This window comes from Paenibacillus sp. GQ49 (assembly GCF_059759055.1).
Map to the genome: position 1 here is coordinate 1 of NZ_JCAXEL010000027.1, position 11773 is coordinate 11773.

Consider the following 11773-nt stretch of genomic DNA (forward strand, 5'->3'; position numbering starts at 1 on the left):
CTATATAAAGAAAAAAATGCTGTTGGATCTGAACAATTTTTATTTTTTAATGTTTATCAAATCACAAATCAAACGTATCGACTCAAAATTCTCTAGTAAAAGTTCATCATTATTAAAATTAATGTCAAAGGTGCTTTCTAAGTTAACTATTAATTCAATTGTCTTTAACGAATCCATCCCTTTTGATCTTAAATTCTCCTCTAGTGAAATTTCTTCATGGGTTTGAAGAAGTTTTCTAATTATATCCGTTACTTCATTACTATATCCATTTTGAATTTCATCAATTCTTTCTTGTTTTTTATTCTTTTTGATCACTCCATCGATTTCACACAATAAATCCTGTCTGCATATGTCTCCTATCACGAAGGTGCTGCTAAAATGAGGTATGTTCATTTCCTGCATTACTTGTTGGAAGATTATGTAGTATTCTTCCGATTTAAAGAAACACGTCGATTGAACAAAATCTTTAAATGTAAGATCATGAACACTTAATAAACTTTCAATATTTGTTAAAGTTTTTTGGATCTGTTTATATGGGTCATCTTTAAATACAGTCTCTCCGTTTTGATCTACGCTTGCCGTACCTGAAAGTTGGATTTCAATATGATTATCTGAGTCAATACTTAAGGCTCGGGAGAAAGTGGGTTTGAACAAGTAGCTATCACCTTCTGCCTCATTTAAAAGTGGTGTGTATATTCTATCAATTTTAGCATATGTGCTCATTTTCTTAATGCACATTACATCAATCATAGCAGTTGACCTATTATCTGTTATACCATGTATACATGTACTTGCCGGTAGTACATTAGAAGATGAACTGTAATCTATGTTACTTTGTTCAAAGAAAATCCTGCGTGCTTCATTAAAATTAACATAATTATCTTTAATATCATTTAAGTAGATCCAAGTCCTTACTATGTCACCTTCTGAAAATTGAGAAATATTTAATATACCTTTTAACTGCTCAAACATTACATTAAATTCATTCGTTCCATACCTTGCATCAGATGCTAACCCCATTAGATATAAATATTCTTCGTTTAAATCTATCATTTTTGTCCCAATTATACGGTCTTCAAACTCAATATACTCAATTTTAACTTCTTTATTGAGACTACGTATCCCCATGATAGTTATACTGGACATAAAAGAGTTAAGGGCAGGATTTCCTTCTATGTAGGACAAAGGCCACTGGGGAAATTTTTCTCTTTCTACGCTTCTTTTAATATCAAGCACTTTGTCCTTGAAAGATAACTGTCCAAAACATTTTTCGTAAACTACCTGGATACCATTCTCCGTTAAATACTTATTCAAATTTGAGTATTCTTCATGAACCATTGATTCATTAAGTGCATGATTTAAATCTAATGTAATATAAAATTGTGTGAAATTCGGATATTCAAATAGGTTAATTTTGATATTGTTAAGCATGATAAAACATCCTCCTAAAGATTAATGACTTCTGCATCAGAGATATTAAACAAGCTTTTCTTATCTATTTTCCCGCTTAGTGTTCTCGGAAAATTAGAAATGAAGACTAGTTTGTTCGGTAACTTATAATCTGCAATTTCTAATTTACAGCCACTTAGTATATTTAAGTTATTTCCATCTTGGGTTTTGGCAATATATGCTGTGATCTTCTGGTCAGGATTTATCATAACTAAAACTTCTTCCACTCCATTAATAGTTTTAATTTGATTTTCGATATCAATCAAATAGTATTTTATCCCTCCCTTAATTATCAATGAATCTGATCTTCCTTTAAGGAAAAGTAGACCTGAGTGCTCATTTATTTCTCCCACATCACCGGTTTTTAGCCAACAGTCAGTAAAAACCCCGGTTTCTACACTTGTTAAATAAGGATTTTCCTTCAATTTGACCATTATTGCATTATCTACTATTTTTATTGGGAGCAGTGGTTTACCAACACTAGAAATGTCTTCACCTAAAAAATCTACTGCAATTACTCCAGCTTCAGACATACCATAGAGTTGACCTATGTTAACACCAAACTTCTCATGAAACTTTTCTTTTGTAATGTTTGATAGAGTTTCTCCAGCTGATATAGCCATTCTTATTTTCTTCACAAAAATCACATCACTATAGTTTATGGTCGATTCAATTAGTGAAAAATGATAAGGCACCCCATATACAATAGATACTTTATGAATTTTGATATTTTCAACAATTTCTCTGGTTTTGTAAGAAGTTAACACTATCTTTGCACCAGTAAATATGGAAGGTAATAACCCACTCATTAATCCAAAAGAAAAAGTAATAGGCGAAAGTATCATAACTACATCATCTTTTCTCACACTAATGGAAGGAGCAGTATAACGTATCAATTCTTCTTTTATGGAATCAAAAGACCTCCCAATAATTTTAGGTTTACCAGTAGATCCTGATGTAGATAATATCAAGGGAGGCCATTCATTATGATTCGTATCACTAATAGTATCAAACATGACGTTAAATTCATGTTCGAAAGTCAAGAAGTTAGTCCCTACTGCATATATGTGTGAATTTGGTCGAATTTCATCAAATAAATTCGCCCTCTCTTTATCTTTTATCCTGGCGTCTACAATGAGAACGCTAGCCCCAACTCCCCATATTGCGAATATAAGTTTGATAAACGAAAGGGAGCTAGGGATTTGAAGCGCCACTACATCCCCCTCTTGTATTCTCTTTTCTTTTAATGTGCTCATTGTTTCATTTACTGACTCAAAAAAGTCCGAATAAGAGATTTGGAATTCTAAACCAGAGTAGAAAGCATTCAAATTATTGATATTTTTTTCATATAACAATGTAAATAATTGTTTAGATTGATTACTAATCATGATTCTCTCCTTTTCAATTCCCTGTACTATTGTAATGACGTATAGAATACAACCAAAACAAGAATACTAGGGCAAAAAATAAAATTGATGGTAATATTGTAAATTGACCAATAAATCCGAATCCGTTCTCATCTTTATTTAGAATTGCATTTGCTGGGTAATAACTTATAAATGCTATAGGGAATACAGTGAATATCCATTTCGCCGTTTTGTTAAATACCTCTATAGGATAAGTAAGATAATTAGAATTTAGTGTCCAACCAAAACGCACTAAAGCACTAGTATCAACAATCCAAAAACTTAAAGAAGACCAAAAAAGCAATAAAGATGCTTGTATAATAGAAGCACCAACTATACCTTGAATCAATAAAAAGATATTCTTTAAACTCCACTCAATATGCAAATGATAATTGCACCAAACAAATAATACGATTCCACTTGCTATCTGAGCAATTGATGTAAGTTCTAATCTGCCACATAATACTTGAAATAATGTACTGTGTGGACGAACCAAGAGAATGTCAAAATCTCCGTTACGGACGAAAACTGAAAAATCTCTGAACCCTGCAAAAAAGGTAATCATTATCCCATAAGACAATACAAAGAACATATAAATGAAACTTATCTCATATATATTCCATCCGCGGATGTTATCATAGTGACTTAAAGTAAGCCAAATGGCAAAAAGTTGAACTGCATAATGGAATACAACAGTAAATATGGTTAGAAAATAATTAAATCTGTACTGTTGGCTAGACCTTACCTGTAAGATCATTGATCTAATGTATAATCTTAACCCGCTCATCTCATCCTCCATTTATAGCTAAATTGCTAACTATCTTTTTCCACATCATACTTCCGATAAATGTAGTAATCAGAATCCAAATGATTTGCAACATAAATGCCTCAATGGTTTCGGTAGTAGAAACTTTCCCCAGATAAATATTCAATGGTAAAAAAACAATCCCCGCAAACGGAAGATACTTAGTTATTGAAAAAAGCCAATCCGGGAAAAACCATAATGGAACAATCGCCCCTGAAAGCAAACGAATGGTCTGGTCTTTAAAGACACTTAAACTAAATAATTTAGTGATCCAGAATGCAGCCAATGCAGTTATATAGTTGAGATTGAATAGTAGAATATATGAAAGAAAGATACTAAGAATAAATAATAAAACCGCACTAAAACTTTTTGGCAGATCTATCCCAAACAAGAAATAGATCAACACATAAAGTGGAATCGTTTTAATTAACAGATTGTTAAAATACCTTCCCAGTTCCTGTGCAAACAGGTACGTCCTTAATTTAATGGGTCTAACCAATTCTATAGCTATTTCGCCGCTCAAAATTCTGCTCTGGATATCCCAAACGAATTTCATATCGATCTGTGCTACAATTTTGGTCAGCCCTACATAAGTAATTAAAGTTGCTAGACTAGTGATATTCTGAGAAGGATTATCTTTGAAAATTGTTGTCCAAAGCATTATGCTCAATAAAACAAAAATTAAGTCTACAACAATATCAATAATATAGTTTGTTCTAAAGACCATAGAATTCAAAAAAGTTTGCCGGGCGATTATCAAATTACTTTTTACTGATTTTGAAATCTCCCTCATCTCTTCAACTCCTAATTTCATAAACTTGTCTTACTAAATGTTCAATCTTAGGTTCTTCTAATTGAAAATCAATTACAGGGTACCTTGCGGATAAATCCTGCAGAATTTTTGGTGCTGATACTGCTGATTTTTCAAATAAAATTTTCACTATGTTTCCAGCTTGAGAATGAACTGTACCAAATGGAGTATAAATATTTTGTATAGGCTCTTCAAAATGAACAGTAATAACTCGCTCATTCCCAAAATCATCCATAAATCCCCTGACAAAACCGTCATAAATTAGTTCTCCTGAATTGATTAAAAGCAATCTTTCACACACCTGCTCAATATCATCCATGTCATGCGTAGTTAGTATAATAGTTGTTTTATGTTCTTTATTTATTTCTCTCAGAAATTTCCTTATCTGTTCTTTGGCCACTACGTCAAGCCCAATAGTTGGCTCGTCTAAAAAAACTATTGAAGGACTATGTAGAAAGGCAGCGGCTACCTCAGCTCTCATTCTCTGTCCCAAGCTTAATTGTCTTACTGGAGTTGAATAAAATTCATCCAGTCTCAATAATTCAATCATTTTTTCTTTATTCAGTTTAAATACATTATCAGGAACCCTATATATATGTTTAAAGAGTTCAAATGACTCACGGATGGCTAAATCCCACCATAGTTGAGTACGCTGACCAAATACAACACCTATATTTTTTGCATTTTTCATCCTATCTTTATAGGGTTCAAGTCCGTTGACGAGTACTCTGCCTTCAGTAGGAGTTAAAATACCTGTGAGCATTTTAATTGTAGTTGATTTTCCAGATCCATTTGATCCAATATATCCAACTGAATCTCCCAATTTAATCGAAAAATTTATATTTTTAACAGCATCTTTTTGTACCCAAACCGGTTTAAAAAGGTCTTTTAACCCTCCTAAAGTCCCCTCCCGTTGATCTTTTCTTAAATATGACTTACTTACATTTTCTACTTGTATTATGTCCATCCAATATGCTCTCCTTTACAGTTTTTTTAATTTTTCAAAGACCTCATTTCGATGAATAAATTCCTCTTCAGTGAATGGGGTATTTAGAATTATTTTATTCACGCCTAATTTTTTATACTCATTCAAGTAACATGCTACTTCATCATAGTCTCCTACCAAATAAGGATAAATATTCTTTCCACTCTTAAACACACCAAGCCAGTATACTTTGTCATAAACTTCATGTTCTAATGCTAAATCTGCTAAAAAACTTACCGAATTCATTTTAGAATTCTTTTTCATTAAAAGTTCTACTTCGTTCTTCCTGTTAGTTGGATAGAGTGAGCGAGCAATTTCCCAAGCTTCTTGACTGGTAGAACGAGCAATAATACCAAAGCATACCCCCATAGAACTTATAACTAAATTTTTATATTCATTTTTAAAGAGATCAATAGGCTTTGGAATCGTTAGATATGCATCAGCAGCAGCTTCTGTAGTCGTCTTAAATCCATCCAGTGAGGTTCCTGAAATAAAAAATTCAGCTGTAATTCGTTCAGTTTTAAATGAATGATTTTGAAAATTAGAAAAGTCATAGGACGGTTGGTTATTATACAAATTTTCTTTTATACTATTAATATAATCTTTGAGCCAGGCATATCTATTCGTTTGTTTAACAACTTCAATATTCTCTTCTAATCTTTTGGCAGTTCCATGAATTACATTTATTGCAACTTTTCTCTTATAGAGAACCTCTACACTTTGGATTAAATTAGCTAATGTACTGGCTGGAAGTGTTTCAGGCTGAACAGCAATAAGTAACTCAATGTCTTTCGAGGAATTTATTATGAAATTTATTATTATCCAAGGGTTTAGGCTTGTCGTAGAGTAAGTAACCAGAACGCCTCTGTAACCATACTTTTCTGCCAATGTAGTTAGTCTAGAGATATAATCTTCAAAATTATCTGTGCTTTGGCTATGCGGAGTTTGGGCATAAATTTCCACTTAAATTACCCTCCATAGTTTAAAAATTCTTGTTTTCACTTTTATTTGAGCAAGAAGCGCCACAAGCTTTCTTGATGTTTTTTATCTAATTCAAATTTTTTCACAGTAAGGGTTAAGTAGCTTATTTACTGATGCAGCATTTTTCAGAGTGGTTTAATAGAAATTATTTAGATCAACTAATAACCATTTTTGTAGGCTAGATTGAAACTATGATCTTTGAAATCCAGCCCCCACTCCTCCAAACTGTCTGAACGAGAAGTTTAGTCTCATGGAATTAAAATTATTAATACTTATGTCTGTATTAAGCGAAAAAGTAAGCAAGACCATTTAACTTCGTATGATGAAGTAATAATTTTTGATGTTTATTTGACTTCTGAATACGATTTACTTGTTGGTCTTATTACTTCTGCAACTCTGTAAATGGAGCTGGCCTCTGATTTAAAGGAAAATCCTCCTTATTTCCAGTAAATACATGATGAATCTCTCGAAACTTCAACTCCATATCATTCAATGTTCTCAAAAAATAGTTATTAAAATCAGATTCCGACAACCTTTTAGTCCGTTCATAAACTGTACGATTAACGCTTGTTTTAAAAAATGCTAATGGTGTTGTTAGATGAACAGCAGTGAAACTTGGCATATTAGTTTTTGTAGAAATCTTCATTCTATCTTTTAATGACAAAAAGACTAGGTTCTTTATCGTTCGGCCCTTCCAACTATAGCTTCAAGAATCTCTTTTTCAGTTTCGGTACTGCTAAATAACTTGGAATCAATCCAGTCTAGTATTTTTGTATCCTTTACCAAATTATATTTCAATGCATTATTTCTTATTAGTAACATTTCTTTTTCAATTTTTTTATATTCCTCTACATATGAATGTTCCCTGATAAGATTTTTCTGGTATAAGAATTCTAATCGCAAAGACATAAGTTTTTTATGTTCCCAAAGTAGATGGAATGCTCTAACATCAAGTTTTACTTTAGACTCTTTTCGATCAATCACGTTAAGACGAACCTGATTCAAAGCCTCCTGTCCGTAAACCACATCCACGTTGTATTCTAAATTGTTGGTTTTTCTAGAATCGATAAAATCTTGGAAGGAATTGAAAATCTGCTTAACATCTATTGAAGTGTCCTCAGCTCGCTTTTTCATAATATGAATCCCCGTAAAAAAGTCATTATCAGAATAGACGTTTTCAAATGCAGCAACAAAATCTGTAACATCTATCTCTACAGTTATATACTTTCCATTCGCAAGGTTGTCTGCAAGATAAAATACATTTTTTTCAAGATCAAAGCCAAACACTAAAACCTCATGATAGTTGTGTTCTTTATGGAAAGAAGTTGAACTAGGTAAATAAAATCTGTCGACATAGCAATATATATAATATTCTTCTTCTATTGTTTGTATAAAGAAGTCTTTTTTCTCGTCCCATTTTTCATTAACCAAATTTATAGGGATTCGGTATTTAGCCAACCATGGACAATTATCCAAAAGTTGGTGATGCTTATCAAAGAACAGCGTATTCCAATCATGCACATACTGAATCTGTATAAAATTGTTATAAACCCAATCCAGCATGTTTTGCTCATCCGCAATAATTGAGAATATACTTCCATATATGTTATATGTATTTATTAATGGGTCACCCATTGGTAATATTTTTCTCTTCATGTAACGACCTCCTTTTGAGTAACTCTAATACTATATTATGTAAGCGCATTAAATGTCAATATATGCTTTTTTTATTTTAAATATTTGTAAAATCAAGTGTGGAAGTTCCTTTGTGAATTAAGCAAATTAATACTCAAAAAAACAGCTCGCATCTATTTACTTCGCGCACAAATTTCGCTACGCATACGATCTCTTGAATCGCATCGCTTTTCTAGATGTGCGGAGTTGACGCTTACATTGTTTCCTGGTTTTCCGGGTAAGTTGAAAGAAAAAAAACCGAACAGCCGGCCTTTATTACCTGTTCGGTTTAGTTATTCTTTCAACTTTTATATCTTAAACACTAATTCCTTCGCTTTATTGACCGCTCTTTTTCCGAGAGTTATACAACTCAATTTCCTTTTTTATTCTCATTTGATTAATTGCATCCTTGACACTTAGTTTATGATTATTATCCCATTCAATCAGATTCTCCATAAGGACTCTCACATTTGGATTCATACGATCTAAGTATCCATCTAATCTCATCTCTCCAAACGAAGTATGTCCTCCATAGTTCTGATCTTTCGCTTGAATACTGTAATGGAGAGTCATACGTTCTGTTCCAGCGCTACAACTTCCCCTGTGCAGAGTATGAGCGTTCATAAACAAAATATCTCCTGGCTCACATGTAAGCCTTACCTGATTATCAAAATACTTCGTTCCATCGTTGTCTACTTCTTGTTGCTCTTCGACAGTTAATTGTCTTTTGTGAGAGCCTGCAATTGCAATAAAACAACTATCTTTCACTAGAGGAATGTTAAACTGTACATGGTTCGACTCCCCAGTCGGGTTATAATACGAGTTGTCCCCATAATCTCGATGCCACCTAAGTTCATAATCGCTCTTCTTTGGCGCCCATAACGCATGAGCTCCCCAAAACCTTAATTCATCACCCAATATTGACGTGAGGATTTGCATGACTGTATTGACGTTATAGATTTCACCGAATGACTCCTCATATAAGTTAAAATCAAAAATGTTGTTTACTCCCCAAGTATCCTTGTCAGTCTGTGAATTCAGAGTGTATCTCGTTTTATAACTTATAGGATCATCGTCCACTTTGCTCATGAGTCTAATAAATGAATTCTTTAGTTGAGAAATAGTCTTTTCATCAAGAATATTTTTAACAAGTACAAATCCCTCTTGAACAAAACTGTTTCTCCATCCTTGAATTTCATTTGCGCTAATTAATTGATTGCTCTCCATGTTGGATCTGCAACCTCCTCCCACCTGTTTCTAATATAATGATAAATCTCTTCTGGTAATGCCCCCTCTAGTAGATATGCCTCATTTTCCTTCCATCTTGATGGATTAGTGGTTCCGATAATAGCAATATCAACAGCCGGAATTGATAGCGTGAAACGAAGCGCTATATTGGATAATTCCACTTCATGCTTCATAAGATGACTAAAGTCATAGTTTAGTTTGTTTAATCTATCGTAATATGTGACTACTGCCTTCGGAGGAATATTTAGTTTCTTACCTAACTTAGATGACATATCTAACATCTGCAGATATTTTTTATGTTCATTTTCACCTTTAATCCATGCAACATTGGCTATTGGTCTCTTGGCAATTAATCCAATATTCCGTTCTTCAACTGCAGGCAATAAGAAAGAAACAGATTCCTGATCGGCAATATTAATCGTAGTTTGCAATGTATCAAATACTCCGCTCTGTATTGCATAAAGTGCATCTTCCCCATCACCACTGTAACCAATGTATCTGCACGCACCAGACTCTTTGATCTTTATCAATGAATCTATAATATTCGTCTGCTCCATTACATCTCTAGGACAGCCATGTAGATGCAATATATCAATATAATCCGTTCTTAAATTGTTAAGACTTCTGTATACACTTTGGTTAATTAATTCTGAACTCCAATCAGGATAATCCAAACCGCTCTTATGCCCACACTTCGTAAATAGATAGTATTCTTCCCTCCTGTGTGAGATCGCCTCCCCTATTAAAGCCTCGCTTGATAAATAACATTCTGCTGTATCGATAACGTTCAAACCATCATCCAGAGCACTATTAAGTAAGTCTCTCACTTCATCTACACTTTTATTCTCAAAACCAATTTCGGCACCGCCAAATCCAACTCTTTTTACTTTAAGATCGGTTTTACCTAGTTGTCTATAACTCATACCGCACCTCATTTCTTTATATCTTGTCCTGTTGTTCGGCAATACTCCCGTTTACATTATAGATAATAATGACTCAGAAGTTTCTCGTTAATCTCCACGCTTTCCAACTGTGAAATCAAGTGACTTAATGCATCCTCTTCTACACTTTTAATCATTGTCATTTTTTCTATTATAAAAGTTATAATAGTGGGGTTTTCATTTATGTTGTACATCATAGCCATGTTTCTTAAAATTAATGAATCCGATTTAATTTCAGAATAAATTTTTATAAGCTCGTCATCATCTTCTAAATAATGATGTTTTTTCAGATAATCTAATCTAGATAGCATCACACTCTTATGCTCCCACATTGTATGAAAGATTCGGAAATCGATCTTTTCCTTTAATACACTAATTTGATTATTTAGATATTTAATAATATGATCATAAATTGATAATCCAAATATCCAATTGGAAGGAGTGCTCATCGAACGATAATGATAGGATGAATTAAGACTAAATCTAAGTTCTTTTAAAGATCTAATAACTAAGTTTAGATCAAAGTGGTAGTTATGCTCCTCGTTATAAGACAATAAACATAAATATTCTCTATTTTTAGTTTTATCACAATTGTTGAAAGCTAATAGAAATTCTTCAAAGTCTACCTCGTATTCTCCAAATATGACATTTGAATTATATCCTGACACATGAAATTTCATTGTCTCTTTGTTATACCCAAAAATCAGCATCTCATGAGGCAAAGCATTATTTTTATACGCCTTTTTGTGTGCTATATAACTTTCATCTACATACAAATGAACATATTGATTTTGATCAATAGAATCACAAATAAAGCCTATAATCCCACCTATATATTTTTCCACAAAGCGTTGATTAATTTTCTGATAATTAATGAGAGGACAACTCATAAAGAAATCGTACCAAGGCAAGTTAGATGTATAAAACGAAAAGAATTTACCTTCTGGAAAGTTCCCAGCACAAATCAATTGAATATAATTGCTGTAAAACCAAGCTTCAGATTGACTGTGCTGCATTACAATTGAGAGTGGATAGGCGTTACATAGGTAGCCATGTACAGAAGGTCTTATCATTGGCAATTTTACATCATTCATAGCTTCTACCTCCAAATTACATCCGCAAATTATCAACTTGATCTTACTCTTGTTAATAATGAAACTATAGTATTGATGGTTCCAAAATTATCAAGCAACAGATCATTATTATCAAAAACAATATCAAATTCATTCTCTAAGATAACGATGAGTTCTATCGTCTTTAAGGAATCGAGTCCCCATTTTGATAGACTCTCTTCCGCCATAATTTTTTCTTGAGTATTTAATAGATTCCCTAATACTACTTCCAATTTACCTAAAACAGTTTCATTATTACCCATCAAAATCGCTCCTCTTCAAGAAATTATTTAATTTATCTTTCTCAACAAAAATTTCGGAAACCTGTTCAATTCTATAGTTCATTGATTACGTTTTCAAA

General features: G+C 32.8%; 11 protein-coding genes. All 11 read right to left on the reverse strand.

All coding sequences use genetic code 11. The features are described 5' to 3' along the window. Positions 1-39 precede the first annotated feature (39 nt). The 11 genes from AC6CIF_RS29020 to AC6CIF_RS29070 all read right to left on the reverse strand — a co-directional run bounded on the left by AC6CIF_RS29020 (position 40) and on the right by AC6CIF_RS29070 (position 11675). On the reverse strand, positions 40-1431 hold the full coding sequence (locus AC6CIF_RS29020; protein WP_340910087.1) for a Rid family hydrolase: 1392 nt from the start codon (positions 1429-1431) through the stop codon (positions 40-42). A 14-nt stretch (positions 1432-1445) separates the two neighbouring features. Beyond that, complete coding sequence (locus AC6CIF_RS29025; protein WP_498202480.1) at positions 1446-2837, reverse strand: class I adenylate-forming enzyme family protein; 1392 nt, start codon at positions 2835-2837, stop codon at positions 1446-1448. A gap of 13 nt (positions 2838-2850) precedes the next feature. Continuing rightward, positions 2851-3642 carry an ABC transporter permease gene (locus AC6CIF_RS29030; RefSeq protein ID WP_442033816.1) on the reverse strand — a complete coding sequence of 264 codons (792 nt, stop codon included), beginning with the start codon at positions 3640-3642 and terminating at the stop codon, positions 2851-2853. Between the two features lies 1 nt (position 3643). Beyond that, a complete protein-coding gene (locus AC6CIF_RS29035; RefSeq protein WP_442033817.1) occupies positions 3644-4453 on the reverse strand; it encodes an ABC transporter permease in 810 nt (269 codons plus the stop codon). 4 nt (positions 4454-4457) lie between these two features. Then, entirely contained in the window at positions 4458-5438 is a 981-nt protein-coding gene (locus tag AC6CIF_RS29040) for an ABC transporter ATP-binding protein (protein ID WP_498202481.1), read from the reverse strand. Positions 5439-5453: 15 nt separating this feature from the next. Next, on the reverse strand, positions 5454-6419 hold the full coding sequence (locus AC6CIF_RS29045; protein WP_340910096.1) for an LLM class flavin-dependent oxidoreductase: 966 nt from the start codon (positions 6417-6419) through the stop codon (positions 5454-5456). 696 nt (positions 6420-7115) lie between these two features. Next, positions 7116-8093 (reverse strand): hypothetical protein, encoded by a 978-nt coding sequence (locus AC6CIF_RS29050; protein WP_498202482.1) that lies wholly within the window; start codon positions 8091-8093, stop codon positions 7116-7118. A gap of 354 nt (positions 8094-8447) precedes the next feature. Then, positions 8448-9338: a phytanoyl-CoA dioxygenase family protein gene (locus AC6CIF_RS29055; protein WP_498202483.1), complete on the reverse strand. Its 891-nt coding sequence runs from the start codon at positions 9336-9338 to the stop codon at positions 8448-8450. Then, positions 9320-10282, reverse strand: a complete 963-nt coding sequence (locus AC6CIF_RS29060) for an aldo/keto reductase (protein WP_340910104.1) — start codon at positions 10280-10282, stop codon at positions 9320-9322. Before AC6CIF_RS29060 ends, AC6CIF_RS29055 begins: the two co-directional genes overlap by 19 nt. Before the next feature lie 56 nt (positions 10283-10338). Continuing rightward, a complete protein-coding gene (locus AC6CIF_RS29065) occupies positions 10339-11394 on the reverse strand; it encodes a hypothetical protein (protein ID WP_498202484.1) in 1056 nt (351 codons plus the stop codon). A gap of 32 nt (positions 11395-11426) precedes the next feature. Continuing rightward, positions 11427-11675, reverse strand: coding sequence for a phosphopantetheine-binding protein (locus tag AC6CIF_RS29070; RefSeq protein WP_442033824.1), 249 nt, complete (start codon positions 11673-11675; stop codon positions 11427-11429). Positions 11676-11773: the final 98 nt, after the last annotated feature.

Excerpts from the sequence above, each read along its gene's own strand:
- AC6CIF_RS29070 (WP_442033824.1), bottom strand. The coding sequence starts at position 11,675 with ATGGGTAATAATGAAACTGTTTTAGGTAAATTGGAAGTAGTATTAGGG.
- AC6CIF_RS29065 (WP_498202484.1), bottom strand. The coding sequence starts at position 11,394 with ATGAATGATGTAAAATTGCCAATGATAAGACCTTCTGTACATGGCTAC.
- AC6CIF_RS29040 (WP_498202481.1), bottom strand. The coding sequence starts at position 5,438 with ATGGACATAATACAAGTAGAAAATGTAAGTAAGTCATATTTAAGAAAA.
- AC6CIF_RS29060 (WP_340910104.1), bottom strand. The coding sequence starts at position 10,282 with ATGAGTTATAGACAACTAGGTAAAACCGATCTTAAAGTAAAAAGAGTT.
- AC6CIF_RS29025 (WP_498202480.1), bottom strand. The coding sequence starts at position 2,837 with ATGATTAGTAATCAATCTAAACAATTATTTACATTGTTATATGAAAAA.
- AC6CIF_RS29055 (WP_498202483.1), bottom strand. The coding sequence starts at position 9,338 with ATGGAGAGCAATCAATTAATTAGCGCAAATGAAATTCAAGGATGGAGA.
- AC6CIF_RS29035 (WP_442033817.1), bottom strand. The coding sequence starts at position 4,453 with ATGAGGGAGATTTCAAAATCAGTAAAAAGTAATTTGATAATCGCCCGG.
- AC6CIF_RS29030 (WP_442033816.1), bottom strand. The coding sequence starts at position 3,642 with ATGAGCGGGTTAAGATTATACATTAGATCAATGATCTTACAGGTAAGG.
- AC6CIF_RS29020 (WP_340910087.1), bottom strand. The coding sequence starts at position 1,431 with ATGCTTAACAATATCAAAATTAACCTATTTGAATATCCGAATTTCACA.
- AC6CIF_RS29050 (WP_498202482.1), bottom strand. The coding sequence starts at position 8,093 with ATGAAGAGAAAAATATTACCAATGGGTGACCCATTAATAAATACATAT.